The organism is Burkholderia plantarii, assembly GCF_001411805.1.
Taxonomy (GTDB): Bacteria; Pseudomonadota; Gammaproteobacteria; order Burkholderiales; family Burkholderiaceae; genus Burkholderia; species Burkholderia plantarii.
Genome location: NZ_CP007212.1, coordinates 676,056 through 699,342, shown reverse-complemented (window position 1 = coordinate 699,342; position 23,287 = coordinate 676,056). Strand labels below are relative to the sequence as shown.

General features: G+C 71.4%; 15 protein-coding genes. 10 read left to right on the top strand and 5 right to left on the bottom strand.

Annotation, left to right across the window (positions count from 1 at the left end; all coding sequences use genetic code 11):
- Window positions 1-155: 155 nt before the first annotated feature.
- Together bpln_RS03080 and glnE are read right to left on the bottom strand one after the other, a co-directional pair.
- Window positions 156-1,022 carry a DUF7164 domain-containing protein gene (locus bpln_RS03080; protein ID WP_055138059.1) on the bottom strand — a complete coding sequence of 289 codons (867 nt, stop codon included), beginning with the start codon at window positions 1,020-1,022 and terminating at the stop codon, window positions 156-158.
- Window positions 1,023-1,209: 187 nt separating this feature from the next.
- Window positions 1,210-4,071 (bottom strand): bifunctional [glutamate--ammonia ligase]-adenylyl-L-tyrosine phosphorylase/[glutamate--ammonia-ligase] adenylyltransferase, encoded by a 2,862-nt coding sequence (gene glnE, locus bpln_RS03075; RefSeq protein WP_055138058.1) that lies wholly within the window; start codon window positions 4,069-4,071, stop codon window positions 1,210-1,212.
- Between the two features lie 295 nt (window positions 4,072-4,366).
- On the opposite strand from glnE, the gene bpln_RS03070 reads away from it, so the two are divergent.
- From bpln_RS03070 to aroG, 4 genes are all read left to right on the top strand, one after another.
- Window positions 4,367-8,599, top strand: a complete 4,233-nt coding sequence (locus bpln_RS03070) for a YhdP family phospholipid transporter (protein ID WP_055138057.1) — start codon at window positions 4,367-4,369, stop codon at window positions 8,597-8,599.
- Between the two features lie 40 nt (window positions 8,600-8,639).
- Window positions 8,640-9,479, top strand: coding sequence for a carbon-nitrogen hydrolase family protein (locus tag bpln_RS03065; RefSeq protein WP_055138056.1), 840 nt, complete (start codon window positions 8,640-8,642; stop codon window positions 9,477-9,479).
- 102 nt (window positions 9,480-9,581) lie between these two features.
- Window positions 9,582-11,048 (top strand): metalloprotease TldD, encoded by a 1,467-nt coding sequence (tldD, locus tag bpln_RS03060; protein ID WP_042623915.1) that lies wholly within the window; start codon window positions 9,582-9,584, stop codon window positions 11,046-11,048.
- 421 nt (window positions 11,049-11,469) lie between these two features.
- The gene (aroG, locus tag bpln_RS03055; protein ID WP_055138055.1) at window positions 11,470-12,543 is read left to right on the top strand and encodes a 3-deoxy-7-phosphoheptulonate synthase AroG; all 1,074 of its coding nucleotides are present in this window, start codon (window positions 11,470-11,472) and stop codon (window positions 12,541-12,543) included.
- 126 nt (window positions 12,544-12,669) lie between these two features.
- On the opposite strand, the gene hmpA is transcribed toward aroG, so the two are convergent.
- Together hmpA and bpln_RS03045 are read right to left on the bottom strand one after the other, a co-directional pair.
- Complete coding sequence (gene hmpA / locus bpln_RS03050) at window positions 12,670-13,878, bottom strand: NO-inducible flavohemoprotein (protein WP_055138054.1); 1,209 nt, start codon at window positions 13,876-13,878, stop codon at window positions 12,670-12,672.
- 166 nt (window positions 13,879-14,044) lie between these two features.
- Window positions 14,045-14,596 (bottom strand): cob(I)yrinic acid a,c-diamide adenosyltransferase, encoded by a 552-nt coding sequence (locus tag bpln_RS03045; RefSeq protein ID WP_055138053.1) that lies wholly within the window; start codon window positions 14,594-14,596, stop codon window positions 14,045-14,047.
- Between the two features lie 513 nt (window positions 14,597-15,109).
- Here bpln_RS03045 and bpln_RS03040 point away from each other — a divergent pair.
- The 6 genes from bpln_RS03040 (at window position 15,110) to proC (ending at window position 22,149) form a co-directional block, all read left to right on the top strand.
- Entirely contained in the window at window positions 15,110-16,525 is a 1,416-nt protein-coding gene (locus bpln_RS03040) for an FAD-binding oxidoreductase (RefSeq protein ID WP_042623911.1), read from the top strand.
- Window positions 16,522-18,045 carry an FAD-linked oxidase C-terminal domain-containing protein gene (locus tag bpln_RS03035; RefSeq protein WP_244132131.1) on the top strand — a complete coding sequence of 508 codons (1,524 nt, stop codon included), beginning with the start codon at window positions 16,522-16,524 and terminating at the stop codon, window positions 18,043-18,045. The genes bpln_RS03040 and bpln_RS03035 overlap by 4 nt, the downstream gene beginning before the upstream one ends.
- A 108-nt stretch (window positions 18,046-18,153) precedes the next feature.
- Complete coding sequence (glcE, locus tag bpln_RS03030) at window positions 18,154-19,242, top strand: glycolate oxidase subunit GlcE (protein WP_042623910.1); 1,089 nt, start codon at window positions 18,154-18,156, stop codon at window positions 19,240-19,242.
- Window positions 19,243-19,246: 4 nt separating this feature from the next.
- The gene (gene glcF, locus bpln_RS03025; protein ID WP_055138052.1) at window positions 19,247-20,473 is read left to right on the top strand and encodes a glycolate oxidase subunit GlcF; all 1,227 of its coding nucleotides are present in this window, start codon (window positions 19,247-19,249) and stop codon (window positions 20,471-20,473) included.
- 123 nt (window positions 20,474-20,596) lie between these two features.
- Window positions 20,597-21,307, top strand: coding sequence for a YggS family pyridoxal phosphate-dependent enzyme (locus tag bpln_RS03020; protein ID WP_055138051.1), 711 nt, complete (start codon window positions 20,597-20,599; stop codon window positions 21,305-21,307).
- A 26-nt stretch (window positions 21,308-21,333) separates the two neighbouring features.
- Window positions 21,334-22,149 (top strand): pyrroline-5-carboxylate reductase, encoded by an 816-nt coding sequence (gene proC, locus bpln_RS03015; RefSeq protein WP_055138050.1) that lies wholly within the window; start codon window positions 21,334-21,336, stop codon window positions 22,147-22,149.
- 185 nt (window positions 22,150-22,334) lie between these two features.
- On the opposite strand, the gene ubiA is transcribed toward proC, so the two are convergent.
- A complete protein-coding gene (ubiA, locus tag bpln_RS03010) occupies window positions 22,335-23,198 on the bottom strand; it encodes a 4-hydroxybenzoate octaprenyltransferase (RefSeq protein ID WP_042623906.1) in 864 nt (287 codons plus the stop codon).
- Between the last annotated feature and the right edge of the window lie 89 nt (window positions 23,199-23,287).

Sequence of the window (23,287 nt, the reverse complement as noted above, 5' to 3'; positions counted from 1 at the left end):
GATCGGCCGGCGGCGCGGCGCACATGGCTCGATCGGGCCGCAGGAGCGCGACATGAACGCCAGCGCCCGCGGTTCCCCCGCTGTTCGCGACGGCTCTCCCCCCGATCATCCACCGATCGCCCGAGCCACGCGCTCTCGTCCGCCCGCGCCGCCGCTCAGCCGGTGGCCGCCCTGATCGCATCCAGATCCGCGAGCGCGAGCCAGTGGCAATAGCCGCCCAGCGTGGTCCGGTCGATCGTGGCCGGATCGATCTGCGCGTAGTCGCCGTTGCGGAACGCGTGCTTCGAGAAATACTCCTCGACGTGCCACGCGTGGATGTGCAGCACGTCGTCGCCGAGCCGGCGCGAGGCATGCGGGAAATGATCGAGCAGGCCGAGCGTGCAATGCTGCGGATAGGTCTGGCGCAGCGCCAGCTCGCCCGCGTACATGGTCAGCACGTTCTTGCACCAGCCCGGCCACTCGCCCGGGTCCGCGGCGAATTCCTCGGCGAGCAGGCGCTGGCAGTAGGCGAGCTGCGCGACCAGGAACGCGCCGACCATCGCGCTCGGCCCGAACACCGACGCGCCCACGTTGTGCAGCCCCGAATGCGGAAACCCCCAGCGCTCGCTGCATTCCACCAGCTTGCGGCGCACCGCGTCCTGATAGGCATAGGCGCCGAAGCCGAAGCAGAGGCCCGACGGCACGAAGCGCGCGAACGCCGGCGTGACGAACGTGTCGCAATCGGTCTTCAGTACCACGTCGAACGCCGCGCAGGCGTCGAGCACGTCGGGCGCGCAGAGATTTGCCACCGAATTGATGTAGGGATAGCCGGCCCATTCGGCGTGCCGGTCGGCGTAGGGCGCCGCCGCGATCGTGATCAGGCGCGGGTCGGCCGGCAGATGGCCGAGCGCGTCGGGATGGCAGACGGCGATCAGCGCGCCGTCGTCGAGCGCTCGCGCATGAAGCAGGCTTTTGTACAGCCAGAAGAACTCCTCGATCATCCGGCTGTTGTGGTCCACATACACGAGGATCGCCTTTTTCATCGGAGTGCCGGCCCGGAGCTTGGACCGCTGCATCGTATCACCGGGCCGCGGCGATCTCCATGCGTGCCGGCCCGGCGCGGGCGCGGCGGCGCGCACGGCAACGCGCCATGCCACGAACGCGGGCCGGCACGGCGCACCGCGGCTGCCCTTCGGCCCGGCCGGTGCCGCGAGCCGACCGGCGGCCGGCTCAGCCCTGCGGGTCGGCCGCCGTCGCGGCCGGCGCCACGCCGCCGAACACGCGCTGCCACAGCGCCAGCACGGCGGCGCGCTCGGCGGCCACCGTCTCGCCCGGCACGCGCGCCTTCTCCATCCCGTCGAGCCGCAACTGGTGCTGGCGCTTGCGGTAGCACCGGTAGGCGGCGCCCACCGTCTCGGCCTCGGTGTCGTCCATCAGCCCCAGGTGCGCCACCTCGCGCAGCAGCGCGATGTTGCCCGTGTTGCGGATCAGCTCCGGATCGCGCGCCGCGTGCAGCAGCACCCAGTACTGGACGATGAACTCGATGTCCACCATGCCGCCGCGATCGTGCTTGAGGTCGAACAGCTCGCCATGGTTCGGATGGCCGGCCGCCACCTTGTCGCGCATCCCGACGATCTCGCGCGCGAGCAGCTCGCCGTCGCGCGGCGTGGTCAGCACCTGCTCGCGGATCGCCTCGAACGCGGCGCCGATCCGTGCGTCGCCGGCGCTGAAGCGCGCGCGCGTCAACGCCTGATGCTCCCAGACCCAGGCGGTGTTGGCGCCGTCGCCCTCGCGCAGCTGATAGCGGCGGAACGCGTCGAGATCGGTGACGAGCAGCCCGGCCTCGCCGTTGGGCCGCAGCCGCAGGTCGAGATCGAACAGCGCGCCCGCGCCGGTGGCGGTGGTGAGCCACGTGATCAGGCGGCGCGTGTAGGTGGTGTAGACGTCGGCCGCGCGGTCGTCGGGATCGTCGTAGAGGAAGATCACGTCGAGGTCCGACGCGTAGCCGAGCTCCTTGCCGCCGAGCTTGCCGTAGGCGATCACGGCGAAGCGCGGCGCGTCGCGATGGCGCTTGGCGAGCTGCGACCAGACCACCTCGAGCGTGACGTCGAGCACCGCGTCGGCGAGTTCCGAAAGCCGGTCGCTGACATGCTCGACCGACAGCTTGCCGGCCAGATCGATCAGCAGGATCCGGAACACCTCGGCGTGCTGCGCGTGCCGCAGCAGGTCCATCTGCTGCTCCATGCCGTCGGCCGCCGCGAGCCGCGCGCGCAGCGAGGCCTTGAACACGGGCCAGTCGAACGGGCTCGCGATCGCCTCGTCGTCGAGCAGCTCGTCGAGCAATTGCGGATGGCGGATCAGGTAGCCGCCGCCCCAGCGCGTCGCGCCGAGCACCGACAGCACGCGTTCGAGCGCGGCCGGGTATTCGGTCAGCAGCGCCAGATAGGCGCCGCGCCGGCCCACCGTCTCGAGCAGGTCGAAGAAGCGGATGATCGTGTCGTCGCGATGCGCGGCGTCGATGCCGACGGCCGCGTCGAGCGCGCGCTGCGCGACGCGGTCGAAGCGCTGCCGGCTGCTCTCGGGCAGCCCCGCGTAGCGCGAGGACTGCCAGACCGCGCGCAGCCGCGCCAGCACGGCGGCCGGCGTCACGAAGCCGAGGCCCGCGAGGCGCGCGGCGAGCACGTCGTCCTCGCCGTCGTCGGCCAGCGCGTCGCTCCAGATCCAGGCGGCGGCATCGTCCTCGGCGCCGTTGCCGTTGCCATTTCCATTGGCGCCGCCGTTGCCGCCGCTGCCGTTCGCCTCGCCGGGCCGGTTCGAGAAGATCTGGTCGAACTGCGCCTCGACGAACCCGCGGTGCCGGTCCAGCTCGGCGACGAGCGCCGCGTAGTCGGCATGGCCGAGCGAGGCCGCCAGCGCCGCGCGGTCCTCGGGATCGACCGGCATCGCGTGGGTCTGCGCGTCGTTGCGATACTGCAGCCGGTGCTCGATCGTGCGCAGCAGCCGGTACGCCTCGGCGAAGCGCTCGGCCACCTCGGCCGCGATCAGCCCGCGCTCGGTGGCATGGGCCAGCACCGCGAGCGTCGGACGAATCCGGAAGCCGGCGTCCTGGCCGCCGCGGATCAGCTGGAACACCTGCGCGCTGAACTCGATCTCGCGAATCCCGCCGCGCCCGAGCTTGATGTCGTCGGCCTTGTCGGGGCGCATCGTGGCGCGACGCTGCGCCTCCTGGCGGATCTGCCGGTGCAGATCCCGGATCGCGCCGATCACGCCGAAATCGAGATAACGACGGTAAACGAACGGCTTGACGATCGCGTCGAGTTGCGCGGCGAGCCGCTGCGCGGCCTCGCTGGCCGGCTCCGAGACGAGCCGCCCCTTGATCCACGCATAGCGCTCCCACTCGCGCCCCTGCACGTAGAAGTATTCCTCCAGCATGCCGAGGCTGCAGACCAGCGGGCCGGAATCGCCGTTCGGGCGCAGCCGCATGTCGACGCGGAACACGTAGCCGTCGGCGGTGGTATCCGACAGCACGCCGATCAGGCGCCGGCCCAGGCGCGTGAAAAATTCCTGGGTGGCGAGGCCCGCGCGCGTGCCGCCGGTGGTTTCGCCGTCGTCCTCGTAGACGAAGATCAGGTCGATGTCGGACGAGACGTTCAGCTCGCGCCCGCCCAGCTTGCCCATGCCGACCACGCCGAGCGCGAGCCGCTCGCCGGCCGGCCCGTGCGGCTCGCCGTAAAGCCCCTCCAGCTCGGCCGACAGCACCGCGAGCGAGCGCTGGATCGCGATCTCGGCCAGGTCGGTCATCGCCGCCGTGACTTCGGCCACGTCGGCCGCGCCGGCCAGATCGCGCTCGGCGACGGCGCCGAACACCTCGATGCGCAACTGGCGCAGCGCGCGGCGCAGCGCCTCCTCGCCCGGCGCGCCCGCCGGCGAGGCCGCCGCCAGCAGCTCGTCCAGGCGCGCGTCGATGGCCTCGCGCGTGAGCGGTGCGGCGGCGGTGTCGGCGATGCGCGCGGCGAGTTCGGGGCGCGCGGCGACGGCGCGGGCCAGATAGCGGGAATAAGCGGTGCTGAGCAAGGCGTTGGCGTCGGTCATGGCGGCGGGGCGCGAAGCGCGGGAACGGGACACGAGGAACGGAGCACGAGGCGGGACGAAACGCGACGCGGAACCCGGCTGCCAGCACGGCGCGGACCGGCCGGCGGACCGGTGGCACACCGCACCGACCGCCAGCCGGAACCTCGGCCAGGCCACTGTCCGGAGCCGGCTTGCCGGCACCGCGCGCGGTCGGGCGGGGAAGTCCGGATGCCGGCCGAACGGCCGCCGGACCGGACCCCTGTGTTACATTTCAACGTCAATTCGCAACGCTACCATATCCCCGCCCGTCCGCCGCATGCCCGACCGTCAGGAATCCGCCGCCAGCAGGCCAGAAGCCGGACCTCCCGGGCACGATCATCCGGTCCTGCGGCGCGTTTGCCGCCTGGTGCTGATCGGCGGCGCGACGATCTACTTCGTCGCCGCGAGCGCCTACCTCGGCCTGCGCTACGCGCTGCTGCCGCAGATCGACCGGCTGCGCCCGCGCATCGAATCGTTCGTCTCCGACAAGCTCCACGCCGAAGTCCGCATCGGCCGCCTCGCGCCGCACTGGTCCGGCATGCAGCCCGGCGTGGACGTGACCGCGCTGACCATCCGAGGCAAGGACGGCACCCTCGCGCTGACGATTCCGCACGCCACGGCCGCGATCGCCTGGGCCTCGCTGGCGCATCTGGCGCCGACGCTCTCGAGCCTCGTGGTCGACGCGCCGGACCTGCTGATCGAGCGCAACCGCGACGGCACGCTGATGATCGCCGGCGTGGCGGTGCCGACCACCCGCAAGGGCGGCAACGACGCGTTCAGCACCTGGCTGCTGCGCCAGCAGGCGATCGTGCTGCGCGGCGGCACGCTGCGCTGGCGCGACGCGCAGCGCAACGCGCCCGAACTGACGCTGACCGGCATCCGGCTCGCCGTGCTCAACGACGGCCTGGTCCACCGGCTGGCGCTGCAGGCACCGGCCAACGGCACGCTGTTCGCCGGCCCGCTCGATTTCCGCGCGCGCTTCACGCACCGCGCGCTCGGCGCGATCGGCCGGCCCGCCAACTGGACCGGCGACGCCTACCTGTCGACCGGCCCGGTCGACCTGCCGACGCTCGCGCGCTACCTGCCGGTGCCCCTCACCGCCTATGCCGGCCGCATCGACAACACCATCTGGCTCGGCTTCCAGGACGGGCGCCTGCGCGACGCGCACGGCACGCTGAGCGGCGCCGACGTCGCGCTGCGCGTGCGGCCCACCCAGCCGCGGCTCGACATGCCGATGGCGAACTTCGGCTGGGACCTCGCGCTCGATCCCGGTCGCGACTACACGCTCAACCTCACGAACCTGCACGCCGAGCTGGGCCAGCCGCCGCTCGACGACGGCACGCCGCTGTCGCGCGCGCTCGCGTTCACGACGCTGACCGCGCGCTACCGCGTGCCCGACGCCACCCACGGCCAGTTGATCCGGGTGGCCGGCGACCGCGTCGATCTCGGCATCCTCGCCGAGTTCGTGCGCGGCCTGCCGCTGCCGGCGCGGTTTCGCAACGCGCTGGTGCGCACCGATCCGCGCGGCCTGATCGCGAACTATGTGATGGAGGCCGAGCGCGCGCCGCCGGGCCGCGCCGAACTGGCCGGCGACGAGACCGCCCACGCCGCGCCGATCGTGCGCTACCGGATGGCGGGCGACCTGCAGGGCATCAGCTTCGAGGCGCAGGAGCCGGGGCCGGGCCTCTCGCCGCGCGGGCATCCGCGCGCCGGCGTGCCTGGCTTCGAGAACCTGTGGGGCCACGTCGACGCGAACGAGCGCGCGGGCGAGGCGCGCATCGACACCGTCCGTGCCGCCGTCACGGTGCCCGGCGTGTTCGCCGATCCGCGGCTCACCTTCGACCGGCTGCGCGCGCAGACCTCGTGGACCCTCACGCGCGTGCCCGGCGAGCCGCGCCCGCGCGTCGACGTCAAGGTGCCGCTGCTCTACGTGGCGAACCCCGACGCCGAGATCACCGTCGCGGGCGGCTACTCGAACCCGGGCCACGGGCGCGGCTCGCTCGACCTGAAGGCCGAGTTCGGCCGCGCGGCGGTCGCGCGCATCGTGCGCTACCTGCCGACCAGCATGTCCGACCACCTGCACGAGTATCTCGGCCATGCGCTGCAGGCGGGCACCGTCTCGAAGGGCGCGACGATCGTCGCGAAAGGCCCGCTCGAGACCTTCCCCTACGAACACGCGCCGCACGACGGCGTGTTCCACATCGTCGCGCCATTCACGGGCGGACGCTTCGACCCGACGCCGCAGCCGCCGCGCAAGCTCGCCGACGGCACGCCGAGCGTGTGGCCCGTGCTCGACGGCATCAGCGGCGTGTTCGAACTCGAACAGAACAAGCTGCGCTTCGACATCCCGCGCGCGCACTACAAGCGCGTGCAGTTGAGCGGCGTGAGCGGCCGGATCGCCGACCTCGGCAAGCCGGCGCAGTCGCCGCTCGTGATCGTGGGCCGCGCGCACGGCCCGCTCGCCGACCTGATCGACTACGCGAACCGCAGCGCGCTGGGCAGCATGAGCCATCACTTGGGCGAGCGCGTCAAGGCGCAGGGGCCGGCCTCGCTCGCGCTGAAGCTGACGGTCCCGCAGCGCGCCGCGCACGGCCACACGCAGGTGGAAGGCTCGCTCGCGTTCGGCGACAACGCGCTCGCCGCGGACGGCCTGCCGCCGCTGTCGCAGCTGCGCGGCACGATCCGCTTCACGCAGCAGAGCGCGGCGCTCGACCGGCTCTCGGCGCGCCTGCTCGGCGGCGACGTCCATGCCGACGGCAACTACCGCCGCAACGGCGGCTACGCGCTCGACGTGAGCGGCCGGATCGCCGTCGATTCGGCGCGCGGGCTGAACCTGCGAGGGCCGGCCGCCGCGCTGCTCGGGCGCGTGGTCGGCGACGCGCCGTACCGGCTCTCGGTGCGCGGCGCGAAGGGCGCGCCGCCCCAGATCGACGCTTCGTCGGACCTCACCGGGCTCGCGCTCGATTTCCCCGCGCCGTTCACCAAGCCGGCCGGCACGCCGATGCCGTTCAGCTTCACGCTGGCGCCGCTCGCGCCCGAGGACGGCCGCACGCTCGAACAGGCCGACCTCGCGCTCGGCCCGATCGCCGCGCACTACGTGCTCGACGCCACGCACGGCGAGCCGCTGCGCGCGGTGCGCGGCTCGCTCGGCATGAACCGCCTGCCGGACCTGCCGCGCGACGGCGTGACGGCGGCCGTGGATGCCTCCGAACTCGATGCCGACGCGTGGCTCGCGTTCGCGAAGACGCTGCGCGCGACGCCGGCCGCCCCGGCAACCCCGGCACCGGCGCCCGGGCCGGCGGCGCCCGCCCCCACGCCGGCCCCCGCGCGCGTCGATCTCGCGAGCTTCGCGCCGAAGCGCTTCGCGCTGCACTTCGGCCGGCTGAAGCTGCTCAAGCGCAACTGGGAGAACGTGATCGTCGGCGCCTCGCACGTCGACGATCTCTGGCAGGCCAACGTCGCCTCGAACCAGGTCTCCGGCTATCTGTCGTGGGCGCCGCCGGTGCCGGGCCAGACCGGCGCCGGCGTGCTGAACGCGCGGCTCGCCAAGCTGATCGTGCCCGACAGCGCCGACCACGATCTGGTGGGCCGCGCGATGGACCTGCCGACCAACCGCGCGATGCCGTCGATCGACCTGGTGGTCGACCAGGTGGTGGCGCGCGGCCACGACATCGGCCGGCTGCAGGTCAACGCGCACAACTTCAGCGAGAACGGCATCCCGGTCTGGCAGCTCGACCGGCTCGAACTCGCGAACCCGGCCGCGAAGCTGACCGCCACCGCGAACTGGCGCACCTCGAAGCGCGCGATCGCGCTCGGCGCCGACGAGGACGACGCGCCGCGCCGCACCGTGTTCGACTTCAAGCTCGCGATCGACGACGCCGGCGCCCTGCTCGACCGGGTCGGCCTGCCGCGCACCATCGCCGACGGCCGCGGCACGCTGCAGGGCAAGGTCGGCTGGCGCGGCGGCCCCACCGCGATCGACTATCCGACGCTCGACGGCCGGCTCTCGCTCGATCTCGCGCACGGCCAGATCCTCAAGGTCGATCCGGGCGCGGCCAAGCTGCTCGGCGTGCTGAGCCTGCAGGGCCTCGCGCGCTTCCTCACGCTCGACTTCCGCGACGTGATCGGCAAGGGCCTGCCGTTCGACTCGATCGAGGGCACCAGCCGCATCAACGACGGCATCGCCACCACCGACGACTTCCGCATGGTGACCGCGCCGGCCCGCGTGACGGTGAAGGGCTCGGTGGACCTCGCGCACGAGACCCAGGACCTGCACGCGCACATCGCGCCGAAGGTCAGCGCGAGCGCGGCGGCGGTCGGCGCGGCGGTGGTCAACCCGCTGCTCGGGCTCGGCGTGCTGGCCGCTAACCTCGCGCTGTCGCAGACGCTCGCGCACGCGTTCGCGTTCGACTACGCGATCACCGGCTCGTGGGCGCATCCGCGGATTCAGCGGGTCGCGGACGATCGGGGTAAGATGGACCGCACGCCCGCCGATGCCGTCCACCCCTGACGGCACGGGACGCACCCCTTTTTCACGTCCGACGACTCCGATGACCGACCGATCCGATCGCCTCACCCCGTTGACGGTCGCCGCCCTGCAGACGGTCAGCTCGCCCGATCCCACCCGCAACCTGGACGAGGCGGGCCGGCTGGTCGCCGAGGCGGCCGCGCTCGGCGCGAAGCTCGTGCTGCTGCCTGAATACTTCTGCTTCATGGGCCAGCGCGACACCGACAAGCTCGCGCTCGCCGAGCCCTATCAGGACGGCCCGATCCAGCGCTTCCTCGCCGATTGCGCGCGCCGCCACGGCGTCTGGCTGATCGGCGGCACGCTGCCGCTGGCCGCGCCGGAGCCGTCGCGCGTGCTGAACACCTCGCTGGTGTTCGATCCCGAGGGGCGTGAATGCGCGCGCTACGACAAGATCCATCTGTTCAGCTTCGAGAAGGACGGCGAATCGTTCGACGAGGCCCGCACGATCCGCCCCGGCGGCACCGACGCCTCGGCGGTACGCAGCTTCGAGGCGCCGTTCGGCCGGGTCGGCCTGTCGGTCTGCTACGATCTGCGCTTTCCGGAGCTGTATCGCCGCCTCGGCGACTGCGCGCTGATCGTCGTGCCGTCCGCGTTCACGTACACCACCGGCCGCGCGCACTGGGAAACGCTGCTGCGCGCCCGCGCGATCGAAAACCAGTGCTACGTGCTCGCCGCCGCCCAGGGCGGGCGCCATGAGAACGGCCGGCGCACCTGGGGACACAGCATGCTGGTGGACCCGTGGGGCGAGATCGTCGCCGTGCGCGACGAAGGCCCCGGCGTGGTGTCGGGCACGGTCGATCCGGCGCGCATCGCCGAGGTCCGCCAGAGCCTGCCCGCCTGGCGCCACCGCGTGCTCGACTGAGATACTCGACGAGGCCGCGTGATCCGCTCCAGACCCGACTCACCGCGACACACCGACGACTGACCCGACTCCGCTCAAAGCAACCCCGATACCCGACACCGCATGAACATCATCGAACCCGGCATCCGCAATCTCGCCCTCGCGAAGGACATCCTGCTCACGCCGTATGGCCTCGACGAAACGCTGCTCACGCGCACGCTCGCCGACATCTTCACGCATCGCGTCGACTACGCGGACCTGTACTTCCAGGCGACCCGCAGCGAAGCGTGGAGCCTCGAGGAAGGGATCGTGAAGTCGGGCAGCTTCAGCATCGACCAGGGCGTCGGCGTGCGAGCCGTGGCCGGCGAGCGCACCGCGTTCGCCTACTCGGACGACCTCTCGCCCGAGGCGATCCGCCAGGCCGCCAGCGCCACCAAGGCGATCGCGGCCGCGGGCGGCGGGCGCCGCAAGATCCAGGTCGCCTCGTCGCTGACCGGCGTGTCGGGGCGCGACCTGTACCTGCCGTCCGACCCGCTCGCCTCGCTCGACGCCACCGCCAAGGTCAAGCTGCTCGAACGCATCGAGCAGATGGCGCGCGGCCGCGACCCGCGCATCACGCAGGTGATGGCGGGCCTGGCCGGCGAATACGACGTGGTGCTGGTGGCGCGCAGCGACGGCGCGCTGGCCGCCGACATCCGCCCGCTGGTGCGCGTCTCGGTGACGGTGATCGCCGAGCAGAACGGGCGCCGCGAGATCGGCTCGGGCGGCGGCGGCGGCCGCTTCGACTACGGCTACTTCAGCGACGAGGTGCTGTCGCGCTACGTGGACGACGCGGTCCACGCCGCGCTCGTCAACCTCGACGCGCGCCCGGCGCCGGCCGGCGCGATGACGGTGGTGCTCGGCTCGGGCTGGCCCGGCGTGCTGCTGCACGAGGCGATCGGCCATGGCCTGGAGGGCGACTTCAACCGCAAGGGCTCGTCGGCGTTCGCCGGGCGCATCGGCGAGCGCGTCGCCGCCAAGGGCGTGACGGTGGTGGACGACGGCACGCTGCCGAACCGCCGCGGCTCGCTCAACATCGACGACGAAGGCAACCCGACCCAATGCACGACGCTGATCGAGGACGGGATCCTGAAGGGCTACATCCAGGACACGCTGAACGCGCGCCTGATGAAGATGCCGGTGACCGGCAACGCGCGCCGCGAATCGTACGCGGCGCTGCCGATGCCGCGCATGACCAACACCTACATGCTGAACGGCGACAAGGATCCGCAGGAAATCATCGCGTCGGTCAAGCACGGCCTGTACGCCGTGAACTTCGGCGGCGGCCAGGTGGACATCACCAACGGCAAGTTCGTGTTCTCGGCCTCCGAGGCCTACATGATCGAGAACGGCAAGGTGACCTACCCGGTGAAGGGCGCCACGCTAATCGGCAGCGGCCCCGAATCGCTGAAGTACGTCAGCATGATCGGCAACGACATGAAGCTCGATTCGGGCGTCGGCGTGTGCGGCAAGGAAGGCCAGAGCGTGCCGGTGGGCGTCGGCCAGCCGACGCTGCGGATCGATTCGATGACGGTCGGCGGCACCGCCTGAGCCCGGCCGGGCCGTCACGCTGCTGTGCGGCAATTCCGCACAGCAGCGCAGACATCCTGCGTCGCAATTAACACCCGCGCGGATTATCCGCGTTTTTCGCACCCACCGGTTGCATTGCGCGTGCCGCCCGGGTATAAAGTCGACATCGCTCCAATCACGACACACCGCCCGATCATGTCCGCCAAGTTTTATTTTTACTTTTTCTGGTATCTCAGACCGCTGGCGGATCGAGAGGAGTGATAGCGCGCGACGCGCGAACCAAATTCCCAGAAAACCGCCGGCGAACCCGGCGGTTTTTTTTCGTCCCGCCGGTTCAGCAGCGCCGGCGCCGATGAACCCGGCCGCATCCAGGCCACACCGATCGATACCCGCAACGGCCGAGCGCGACCGCCCCGGCGACGCGACACTGGAGAACACAAGCATGCCACCGCACAACACCGACGATGTCCGGATTCGCGAATTGAAAGAACTGACGCCGCCCAATCACCTGATCCGCGAGTTCCCGTGCTCGGAAGCCGTGGCGGAACTGATCTACAGCACGCGCCGCTCGCTGCACCGGATCCTGCACGGCATGGACGACCGCCTGGTGGTGGTGATCGGCCCGTGCTCGATCCACGACACGAACGCCGCGGTCGATTACGCGAAGCAACTCGTCGAACTGCGCCGGCGCTTCCAGAACGATCTCGAGATCGTGATGCGCGTCTACTTCGAGAAGCCGCGCACCACGGTCGGCTGGAAGGGGCTCATCAACGATCCGCACCTCGACAACAGCTTCAAGATCAACGAAGGGCTGCGCACCGCGCGCGAACTGCTGCTGCAGATCAACGAGCTGGGCCTGCCTGCCGGCACCGAGTTCCTCGACATGATCAGCCCGCAGTACATCGCCGACCTCGTGTCGTGGGGCGCGATCGGCGCGCGCACCACCGAGTCGCAGGTCCACCGCGAACTCGCCTCGGGCCTGTCGTGCCCGGTCGGCTTCAAGAACGGCACCGACGGCAACGTGAAGATCGCCGTGGACGCGATCAAGGCCGCCTCGCAGCCGCACCATTTCCTGTCGGTGACCAAGGGCGGCCACTCGGCGATCGTCTCGACGGCCGGCAACGAGGACTGCCACGTGATCCTGCGCGGCGGCAAGGCGCCGAACTACGACGCCGAGAGCGTCAACGTGGCCTGCGCCGACATCGGCAAGGCCGGCCTCGCCGCGCGCCTGATGATCGACGCGAGCCACGCCAACAGCTCGAAGAAGCACGAGAACCAGATCCCGGTCTGCGCCGACATCGGCCGCCAGCTCGCGGCCGGCGACGAACGGATCGTCGGCGTGATGGTGGAATCGCACCTGGTGGCCGGCCGCCAGGACCTGACGCCGGGCTGCCCGCTGACCTACGGTCAGAGCATCACCGACGCCTGCATCAGCCTGGACGACAGCGTCAAGGTGCTCGAAGGGCTGGCCGACGCCGTCAAGGCACGCCGCGTCGCGCGCGGCAGCGGCAACTAAAGCCGACGCCACGCAGCCTGAAGGGCCGGGCCGCCTCTCGGCGAACCGGCCCTTTCCCCTGCAGCGACATGCATCGCCCGGGCCTGCCCATGGCAGCCAGGGCGATGCGCCGTCAGGCACCCGGCCTCATTCCACCGCGCCCGAACCGAAGATCTCGGTATGCACGCGCGCCGGCGCGACGCCGAGCGCGAGCAGCGCGTCGCGCTGCGCGGTCATGAAGCCGACCGGCCCGCAGAGGTAATAGTCGGCATCGGGCAGCACGGCCGCGCGCAGTTCGGCCGGCGTGAGCCGCCCTTCGCGGTCGTGATCGACGCCGGCTTCATCGTCCGGGCCGACGATCTCGTACAGCACGTGGCGCGTCGTGTCCGGGCGGCTCGCCACCAGCGCGTTGAGCCAGTCGCGGAACGCATGGACGCGGCCCGAGCGGCAGGCGTGGACGAAATGGAGCGGCCGCCGGCTGCCGGCCGCGGCCAGCGCCGAGGCCATCGACACCATCGGCGTGATGCCGACCCCGCCCGAAATCAGCACGACCGGCGTGTCGGCCTCGCGAGCGAGCGTGAAATCCCCCATCGGCGCCGACACCTCGACGATCGCCCCTTCCTCGACGCCGTCGTGCAGCAGCGTCGACATCCTCCCGGCCGGTACCGCGGCGCCGCGCCCCGCCTCGCGCTTCACCGAAATCCGCAGCCACTTGCCGTTCGGCAGGTCCGACAGGCTGTACTGGCGTGGCTGGTCGACGCCGAGCTCGCCGATGTAGCGCTTGACCGAGATGTACTGGCCCGGCTCGAAGTCCGGCGCGGCACCGCCGTCGGTCGGCTCCAGGTAGAACGAGGTGATCTCGTCGCTTTCGCGCACCTTGCGCGCGACCCGGAACGGCCGATAGCCGGTCCACGGCGCCTGAGCGTAGAGCCGCGCCTCGACGCCGGTCAGGATCTGCACGAGCTGCGCGTACGCGGCCCGCCACGCGTCGAGCGTCGGCGCATCCACCGCCTCGCCGAGCACCTCGACGATCGCGGCCAGCAGGTTTTCGCCGACGATCGGGTAATGCTCGGGACGCACCGACAGGCTCACGTGCTTGTGCGCGATGCGCGAGACGGTGCCGCCGAGCGCGCCGAGATTGTCGATGTTCGCCGCATAGGCCCACACCGCCCGAGCCAGCGCCTCGGGCTGGCCGCCACCCGCCTTCTGGTGCGACTGGTTGAACAGGTTCCGCAGTTCGGGATGGTGGTGGAACATCCGCTGGTAGAAATGCTGCGTGATCTTCGGTCCCTGGGCAGCAAGCACCGGGGCGGTTGCCTTGACACGGTCCATCTGCTCGGCGGTGAGCGTCGTCATCGTTGTTCTCCATTGGGGGCGCTGGTTTAAAGATGCATTTACGATACATCTTTAAGACCGAATATCGAGATGGACAAATTGCCGCAGTTGCAACGATCCCGCCCGGTATTGCCGTCGATGTCATGCCGAGGCGGCGCGACCGCCCGCGCCGCCTCCGGCGCCCGCCTCAGTCGGGCCGGCCGCGCTCCCAAAGCACGTCGCTGCCGCCGTCCGCGCGGTTCAGGACGCGCGCGCACACGAACAGCAGGTCCGAGAGCCGGTTGACGTAGCGGCGCGGCGTCGGCGCCACCTGTCCGGCCGCGCCGAGCGTCACGATCGAGCGCTCGGCGCGCCGGCACACGGTGCGGCAGACGTGCGCGAGCGCCGCCGCGCGCGAGCCGCCGGGCAGGATGAACTCCTTGAGCGGCGGCAGCTGGGCGTTGTAGTGGGCCAGCCAGTCGTCGAGCCGCGCCAGGTGCGCGTCGGTCATCGCCACGTGGCCCGGGATGCAGAGTTCGCCGCCGAGGTCGAACAGGTCGTGCTGGATCGCCGACAGCGCGCCGCGCAGTTCCTCGGGCAGCGGCTCGGCCAGCAGCACGCCGAGCTGCGAGTTCAGTTCGTCGACGTCGCCGATCGCCGCGATTCGCGCGTCGTCCTTGCCGACCCGGCTGCCGTCGCCGAGGCCGGTCGTGCCGTCGTCGCCGGTGCGGGTCGCGATCTTGCTGAGGCGGTTGCCCATCTCGTGTCCTCGTGGTGTCGTGTTGATGACGTGTGCGGCGGGGTGCTCACCCCGCTTTTGTGCCGCTTTCCGTGGCGCGTGTGCGTGGCGTTCGCGCTGCTTTCGTGCCGCCTTCTCCCGGCCCGCGCATCGCTTTCCACCCGGATCGCCCGCCGGCCCCGTCTGGCGGCATGTTCATCGCGGGCGACCGGCAACGCAGCGCACCGGCTCGCGTCCACCGCCGCCGGACCGGCGGATCCCGGCAGCCGGCGGCGCTCCGCGTCCTCCCGTCGAGCCACGAATCAGACCACGAACCAGACCACGAACCAGACCACGAACCGCGCCGCCATTATCCCAGCGCTCGCCGCGGCGCGGCAGCGGGCTTTGCGCGTAGAATAATTTGCCGGTCGCCGCGCACCGCCTTCGCGAGCCGCATCCCACGCAGGCCCGAAGCCGGCCCGGCCACCGCGAGCGCGCCCGACGCGCGCCGCACGCAATGAACGAACCCGAACAAATCGCCCCAAGGAGACACGCGTGAACCATCCCGCCCCCCCGGCGTCGCTGCGCCGCCCGTTCCCCGATGCGCTGCGCGCGGCGCTCGTCGCCGCGTTCGGCGAGCGCGTGTCGACCTCGGAAGCGGTCCGCGCCCATCACGGCCGTGACGAATCGCCGTTCGATCCCGAACTCCCCGACGCCGTCGTGTTCGCGCAGAGCGCCGACGAGGTCGGCACCGTCGTCACGCTCTGCGCGCAGCACGACGTGCCGCTGATCCCCTACGGCGCCGGCTCCTCGCTCGAAGGCCACCTGCTCGCGGTGCGCGGCGGCGTCTCGCTCGACGTGTCGCGCATGAACCGCGTGCTGTCGATTGACGCCGACGACCTGACCGTGACGGTCGAGCCCGGCATCACGCGCAAGACGCTCAACGAGGCGCTGCGCGACACGGGCCTGTTCTTCCCGATCGACCCGGGCGCCGACGCGAGCATCGGCGGCATGACCGCCACGCGCGCCTCGGGCACCAATGCCGTGCGCTACGGCACGATGCGCGAGAACGTGCTCGGCCTGACCGCCGTGCTGGCCAACGGCCGCGTCGTGAAGACCGGCAGCCGCGCGCGCAAGTCCTCGGCCGGCTACGACCTCACGCGCCTGTTCGTCGGCTCCGAGGGCACGCTCGGCGTGATCACGGAAGTCACGCTGCGCCTGCATCCGCTGCCCGAGGCGGTGTCGGCCGCGATCTGCACGTTCCCGTCGATGGGCGACGCGGTGCGTTCGGTGATCGAGACGATCCAGATCGGCGTGCCGATCGCGCGCGTCGAGTTCGTCGACGCGCTCGGCGTGCGCGCCATCAACCGCCACTCGAACCTGACGCTCGCCGAAGCACCCACGCTGTTCTTCGAATTCCACGGCACCGAGGCCGGCGTGCGCGAGCAGGCCGAGCGCGTGCAGGAACTGGCCGCGCAGAACGGCGGCCAAGGCTTCGAATGGGCCACGCGCCCCGAGGACCGCACGCGGCTCTGGTCGGCGCGCCACAATGCGTTCTTCGGCATGCTGCAGCTGAAGCCCGGCTGCCGCGCGGTGACCACCGACGTCTGCGTGCCGATCTCGCGGCTCGCCGAGTGCGTCGAGGAAACCGAACTCGACCTGCGCGCCTCGACGCTGCCCTGCCCGATCGTCGGCCATGTCGGCGACGGCAACTTCCACGTGGCGATCCTGATCGATCCGGCGAAACCGGAAGAGCTCGAGGAGGCCGAGCAGATCAACCAGCGCATCGTCGAGCGCGCGCTGCGCATGGGCGGCACCTGCACCGGGGAACACGGCGTGGGCCTGCACAAGATGCGTTTCCTCGCGGCCGAGCACGGCGAGAACGCCGTCGAGACGATGCGCGCGATCAAGCTCGCGCTCGACCCGCGCAACCTGATGAACCCCGGCAAGATCTTCAGCCTCGACGCATGAACACCGCCGAAGCCGCGATCCACCAGGCCGATACCGATACGCGGCCCGACCCGGCCAGCCGCGCACAGCGCCAGCGCGAAGTCGTGCAGGCGCTGATGGCGGTGCTGCCGGGCCACTGCCTGCTGCACCGCGACGAGGAAACCGCCGCCTACGAGTGCGACGGCCTCGCCGCCTGGCGGCGGCTGCCGCTTGCCGTGGCGCTGCCGGAAACCGAATCGCAGGTGCAGCGCATCGTGCAGATCTGCCGCCGCATGAACGTGCCGATCGTGCCGCGCGGCGCCGGCACCAGCCTGTCGGGCGGCGCGCTGCCCCACGAGGGCGGGATCGTGGTCTCGCTCGCGCGCTTCACGCGCATCGTCGAGGTCGATTCCTACGCGCGCACCGCCACGGTCCAGCCCGGCGTGCGCAACCTCGCGATCTCGGAGGCCGCCGCGCCCTACGGGCTCTACTACGCGCCCGATCCGTCCTCGCAGATCGCCTGCACCATCGGCGGCAACGTCGCCGAGAATTCGGGCGGCGTCCACTGCCTCAAATACGGGCTGACGGTCCACAACGTGCTGCGCGTGCGCGCGGTGACGATCGACGGCGACGTGGTCGAGTTCGGCTCGCTCGCGCTCGACACGCCCGGCCTCGACCTGCTCGCCGTGATGATCGGCAGCGAGGGCATGTTCGCGATCGTGACCGAGGTCACGGTGCGGCTGATCCCGAAGCCGCAGGCCGCCCAGCTCGTGATGGCGAGCTTCGACGACGTCGTCAGGGGCGGCGAGGCGGTGGCCGCGATCATCGCCGCCGGGATCGTGCCGGCCGGGCTCGAGATGATGGACAAGCCGGCCACCCAGGCGGTCGAGGCTTTCACGCAGGCCGGCTACGATCTCGACGCGGCCGCGATCCTGCTCTGCGAATCGGACGGCACGCCCGACGAAGTGATCGAGGAGATCGCGCGCGTCACCACGGTGCTGCAGGAGAACGGCGCGACGCGCATCCAGGTGTCGCGCTCGGAGAGCGAGCGGCTGCGCTTCTGGTCGGGCCGCAAGAACGCGTTTCCCGCCGCGGGCCGCATCTCGCCCGACTACTACTGCATGGACGGCACGGTGCCGCGCCGCGCGATCGGCCCGCTGCTCGCGCGCATCGAGCAGATGGAGGCGCGCTACGGCCTGCGCTGCATCAACGTGTTCCACGCCGGCGACGGCAACATGCATCCGCTGATCCTGTTCGACGGCAACGATCCCGACCAGCTGCATCGCGCCGAGCTGTTCGGCGCCGAGATCCTCGAGAGCTGCGTCGAGCTGGGCGGCACGGTGACGGGCGAACACGGCGTGGGCGTCGAGAAGCTCAACTCGATGTGCGTGCAGTTCTCGCCCGAGGAGCGCGACGCGTTCCTCGCCGTCAAGCGCGCGTTCGATCCCGCCAACCTGCTGAATCCCGACAAGGGCATCCCGAGCCGCGCGCGCTGCGCCGAGTACGGCCGCCTGCACGTGCGCGGCGGGCTGCTGCCGCACCCCGACCTGCCGCGCTTCTGAACGTCAAGACGGCGCGGGCCGCGGGATCTAGGGAGTTCGCCCGACTGTCGGCGCCGATGGCGCCGGTACAATCGAGGCACAAAAAACTTGAGGACGAGGCGGCACCGGATGGAACAGGACGACATCGTCGCGCACTGGGCCGAACGCATCCGCGCGGCGGCCGCCGATGGCCGCGGCCTGCGGATTCGCGGCGGCGGCACGAAGGACTGGTACGGCGAGTCGCTCGACGGCGAGATACTCGACACGCGCGCGCATCACGGCATCGTGTCGTATGACCCGGCCGAGCTCGTGATCACCGCGCGGGCCGGCACGCCGCTCGCGCAGATCGAGGCCGAGCTCGCCGCGCACGGCCAGATGCTGGCGTTCGAGCCGCCGGCCTTCGGCGCCGCGGCCACCTTCGGCGGCGTGATCGCGGCCGGCCTGTCCGGCCCGCGCCGCGCCAGCGCCGGCGCGGCGCGCGACTTCGTGCTCGGCGTCACGCTGATGAACGGCCGCGGCAGCGTGCTGCGCTTCGGCGGCCAGGTCGTCAAGAACGTCGCCGGCTACGACGTGTCGCGGCTGATGGCGGGCTCGCTCGGCACGCTCGGGCTGATGCTCGACCTGTCGGTGAAGGTGCTGCCGGTGCCGGTGGCCGAGCTGACGCTAAAGTTCGACATGAGCGCGACCGACGCGGTGCGCAAGCTCAACGAATGGTCGGGGCATCCGTTTCCGGTCAGCGCGAGCGTCTGGCGCTTCGGCACGCTGGTGCTGCGGCTGTCGGGCGCCGAGGCCGCCGTGAAGGCCGCCAAGGCCACGCTCGGCGGCGAGGCGGTGGACGCGGTCGAGGCCGAGCGCTTCTGGGCAGGCGTGCGCGAGCAGGACGACCCATACTTCAACATCCTCGCGCCGGGCCACGCGCTGTGGCGCCTGTCGCTGCCCTCGATCACCGAGCCGCTGCACCTGCCCGGCTCGCAGATGATGGAATGGGGCGGCGCGCAGCGCTGGTGGATCACCGACGCCGACGCGCAGACGGTGCGCATGAGCGCGAAGCAGGCCGGCGGCCACGCCACGCTGTACCGCGCCGGCAGCGGCTACGATCGCGGCGCCGGCGTGTTCACGCCGCTCGCGGGCCCGCTCGCGGCGATGCACCGCGGCCTGAAGGCCGCGTTCGACCCGGAACGCGTGTTCAATCGCGGCCGGCTCTACCCCGACCTCTGAGCCCATGCAGACGAATCTCGCCGACTTCATCCGCGACACGCCCGACGGCGACGAAGCCGAATCGATCCTGCGCAAGTGCGTCCACTGCGGCTTCTGCACGGCGACCTGCCCCACCTACCAGTTGCTCGGCGACGAACTCGACGGCCCGCGCGGACGCATCTACCTGATCAAGCAGACGCTCGAAGGCGCACCCGTGACGCGCAGCACCCAGCAGCACCTGGACCGCTGCCTGACCTGCCGCAGCTGCGAGAGCACCTGCCCGTCGGGCGTGCAGTACGGACGGCTGGTCGAGATCGGCCGCCAGCAGGTGGACGCGCGCGTGCCGCGCCCGCTGTCGCAGCGCCTCATGCGCCGCGCGCTCGCGAGCTTCGTGCCGAACGCCGCGCTGTTCGCGCCCGCCATGCGGCTCGGCCAGCAGCTGCGTCCGCTGCTGCCGCGGCGGCTGCGCGACAAGGTGCCGGCCCGGACCCGGCCGCTCGAATGGCCGAGCGCGCGCCATCCGCGCAAGATGCTGATGCTGGCCGGCTGCGTGCAGCCCGCGATGATGCCGAACGTCAACATCGCGACGGCGCGCGTGCTCGACGCGCTCGGCATCGAGACCGTGATCGCGCCCGAAGCCGGCTGCTGCGGGGCCATCCGGCTGCACCTGAACTACCGCGACGAGGCGCTCGCCGACGCGCGCCGCAACATCGACGCGTGGTGGCCGTTCGTCGAGCAGGGCGTCGAGGCGATCGTGATGAACGCGAGCGGCTGCGGCGCGACCGTGCTCGAGTACGCGCACCTGCTGCGCGACGACGCCGCTTATGCGGACAAGGCGCGCCGCATCGTCGAGCTGACCCGGGACGTGTCCGAGCTGCTGGCCGGCTTCGAGACGCGACTCGTCGCGCTCGCCCGGCATCGCGCGATGCAGCCCGTCGCCTACCATCCGCCCTGCACGCTCCAGCACGGCCAGCAATCGCGCGGCAAGGTCGAGCGGCTGCTCGAGGCGCTCGGCGTCGAACTGCGCGTGCCGGCCGACAGCCATCTCTGCTGCGGGTCGGCCGGCACCTATTCGCTGACCCAGCCAGCGCTGTCGTACAAGCTGCGCCGGCAGAAGCTCGCGAAGCTCGGCGAGCTCGACCCGCAACTGATCGTGTCGGGCAACGTCGGCTGCATCACTCACCTGCAAAGCGGCACGGCCACGCCCGTGATGCACTGGATCCAGCTGGTCGAGCAGCTGCTCGACGATTGACGCAGTCGCGGCGCGCGCGCCGCCGTGCCGCGCCAGGGCCGCCCGCGACCGGACGTGCTCCGTATAATGGGCCGTGCCGCGTCCGCACGGCGCCCTTTTCGTTTTTCGACCCTCCTTCCGCGTATGTCCGATCTCGCCGCCCGTCTCGCCTCCGTCCACCGCCGCATCGACGATGCGGCCCGCTCCGCCGGCCGCGCGCCGGGTGACGTCGCGCTGCTCGCGGTGTCGAAGACGTTCCCGGCCGAAGCCGTGCGCGCCGCGCACGCGGCCGGCCAGCGTGCGTTCGGCGAGAACTACGTGCAGGAATCGCTCGACAAGATCGCCGCGCTCGCCGATCTGCGCGCCTCGCTCGAATGGCATTTCATCGGGCCGCTGCAATCGAACAAGTCGCGCGCGGTAGCCGAGCAGTTCGACTGGGTGCATTCGGTCGACCGCCTGAAGATCGCCCAGCGCCTGGCCGAACAGCGCCCCGCGCACCTGCCGCCGCTCAACGTCTGCGTGCAGGTCAACGTCAGCGGCGAGGCGACCAAGAGCGGCGTCGCGCCGGCCGAGGTCGCCGCGCTCGCGCAGGCGATCGCGGCGCTGCCTGCGCTGCGGCTGCGCGGCCTGATGGCGATTCCCGAACCGGGCGGCGACCTCGCGGCGCAGCGCGCCCCGCACCGGGTGCTGCGCGAGCTGTACGACACGCTGCGCGCCGGCGGCCTCGCGCTCGACACGCTGTCGATGGGGATGTCGGCCGACCTCGAGGCGGCGGTGCTCGAGGGCGCGACGATCGTCCGGATCGGCACCGCGATCTTCGGCGCCCGTGATTATTCGACGCCGAGCGCGTCCTGACCCTTCGCTTCCCCCTCCCAACCATCATGAAAATTGCATTCATCGGCGGCGGCAACATGGCCTCCGCCCTGATCGGCGGCATCATCAAGCGCGGCACCGCCGCGCCGGACTCGCTCTACGTGATCGACCCCAACGACAGTTCGCGCACCAGGCTGCGCGAGACGTTCGGCGTGCGCACCGGCGAGGCGATCGACGCCGCGCTGGCCGGCTACGACGCGATCGTGCTGGCGGTCAAGCCGCAGGTGCTCGGCGCGGTCGCGAAGGCGCTCGCGCCGCACCTGGACGGCGCGCTCGTGATCAGCATCGCGGCCGGCATCCGCGCGGCCGACCTGTCGCACTGGCTCGGCGGCTACGCGCGCGTCGTGCGCACCATGCCGAACACGCCGGCGCTGGTCGGGATGGGCGTGACCGGCCTCGCCGCGCTGCCGGGCGTGGACGCGGCGGGCCGCGAACTCGGTTCGGCCGTGCTCGGCGCGGTCGGCGAGACGGTCTGGTTCGACGACGAGGCGAAGCTCGACGCCGTCACCGCGATCTCGGGCAGCGGCCCCGCCTACGTGTTCTATTTCATCGAGGCGCTGCAGGACGCCGCGCGCCAGCTCGGCATGAGCGACGAACAGGGCCGCGCGCTGGCGGTGGCGACGTTTACCGGCGCGGCGCAGCTGGCCGCGCAGTCGGGCGAGCCGGCCGGCGTGCTGCGCGAGCGCGTGACCTCGAAGGGCGGCACGACGGCGGCCGCGCTCGCGGCGTTCGACGCGCAGGACCTGAAGCAGGCGATCGTGCGCGGCGTGCTGGCGGCCGAGGCGCGCGCGCGCGAACTCGGCGACGAGCTGGGCGGCGCGTAAGCCGACGCGGCGCGCATACCGGACCACGGCGGCCGTGCAGCAGCCCGGCCGCGCGGCTTGCCGGCGCCCCGCAGGCAACGCGCACCGATCTCCTCCGGCGCCTCCCGGCGCCGTAAACGACGAAGCGGCCTGTCCGGCCGCCTCGCGCTTTTCACCTCACCGGCCGTTGCCGCCGGCCGCCACGCTCAGAGCGCGGCCACCGCGTAGTGCGCGGCGATCCCGACGAACAGCGCGCCGCCGAGCCAGTTGTTGTGCAGGAACGCGGCGAAGCACTTCATGCGGTCGCGGTCCTTGATCAGCGTGTAGTGGTAGACCGAGCAGCCGAGCGCGACGGCCCAGCCGAGCCAGTAGAGCGGCCCGAAGCGCTCGACCAGGCCGACCCAGACGTAGATCGCGAACACCATCGCGTAGCAGAGCATGATCGCCAGCACGTCGTGGCGGCCGAACGTGATCGCCGAGGTGCGCATGCCGATCTTCAGGTCGTCGTCGCGATCGACCATCGCGTAGGCGGTGTCGTAGGCGACCGACCAGAACACGTTGGCGGCCAGCATCACCCAGGCGATCAGCGGCACGGTGTCCTGCACGGCCGCGAACGCCATCGGGATCCCGAAGCCGAACGCGATGCCGAGGTAGGCCTGCGGAATCGCGAAGAAGCGCTTCATGAACGGATAGGTGCCGGCGATGATCACGGCCACCACCGACAGTTCCTTCGTCAACAGATTGAGCGGCAGGATCAGCAGGAACGCGGCGATCACGAGGCCCGCCGCGATCGCCACCGCCTCCCATGCGCGGATCTTGCCCGAGGCCAGCGGCCGGTCCACGGTGCGCTTCACGTGGCTGTCGAAATCGCGGTCGGCGTAGTCGTTGATCGCGCAGCCGGCCGAGCGCATCAGCAGCGTGCCGACGATGAAGATCACCAGCAGCAGCGGCGAGGGCCGCCCGTTCGAGGCGATCCACAGCGCGTTCAGCGTCGGCCACAGCAGCAGCAGGCTGCCGATCGGCTTGTCCATCCGGACCAGCTTCAGATAGAGGGGGAAACGGGCAAACATGTCGGGGTTCCACCACGGAAACGATGGCGGCATTGTAACGCGCATGGTCGCGCGGCCTCGTCATGCCGCCAGCACGCGGCCTGAGGCCG

Excerpts from the sequence above, each read along its gene's own strand:
- aroG (WP_055138055.1), top strand. The coding sequence starts at position 11,470 with ATGCCACCGCACAACACCGACGATGTCCGGATTCGCGAATTGAAAGAA.
- bpln_RS03070 (WP_055138057.1), top strand. The coding sequence starts at position 4,367 with ATGCCCGACCGTCAGGAATCCGCCGCCAGCAGGCCAGAAGCCGGACCT.
- bpln_RS03020 (WP_055138051.1), top strand. The coding sequence starts at position 20,597 with ATGTCCGATCTCGCCGCCCGTCTCGCCTCCGTCCACCGCCGCATCGAC.
- bpln_RS03080 (WP_055138059.1), bottom strand. The coding sequence starts at position 1,022 with ATGAAAAAGGCGATCCTCGTGTATGTGGACCACAACAGCCGGATGATC.
- proC (WP_055138050.1), top strand. The coding sequence starts at position 21,334 with ATGAAAATTGCATTCATCGGCGGCGGCAACATGGCCTCCGCCCTGATC.
- bpln_RS03045 (WP_055138053.1), bottom strand. The coding sequence starts at position 14,596 with ATGGGCAACCGCCTCAGCAAGATCGCGACCCGCACCGGCGACGACGGC.
- bpln_RS03035 (WP_244132131.1), top strand. The coding sequence starts at position 16,522 with ATGAACACCGCCGAAGCCGCGATCCACCAGGCCGATACCGATACGCGG.
- bpln_RS03065 (WP_055138056.1), top strand. The coding sequence starts at position 8,640 with ATGACCGACCGATCCGATCGCCTCACCCCGTTGACGGTCGCCGCCCTG.
- glnE (WP_055138058.1), bottom strand. The coding sequence starts at position 4,071 with ATGACCGACGCCAACGCCTTGCTCAGCACCGCTTATTCCCGCTATCTG.
- hmpA (WP_055138054.1), bottom strand. The coding sequence starts at position 13,878 with ATGACGACGCTCACCGCCGAGCAGATGGACCGTGTCAAGGCAACCGCC.
- ubiA (WP_042623906.1), bottom strand. The coding sequence starts at position 23,198 with ATGTTTGCCCGTTTCCCCCTCTATCTGAAGCTGGTCCGGATGGACAAG.
- glcE (WP_042623910.1), top strand. The coding sequence starts at position 18,154 with ATGGAACAGGACGACATCGTCGCGCACTGGGCCGAACGCATCCGCGCG.
- tldD (WP_042623915.1), top strand. The coding sequence starts at position 9,582 with ATGAACATCATCGAACCCGGCATCCGCAATCTCGCCCTCGCGAAGGAC.
- glcF (WP_055138052.1), top strand. The coding sequence starts at position 19,247 with ATGCAGACGAATCTCGCCGACTTCATCCGCGACACGCCCGACGGCGAC.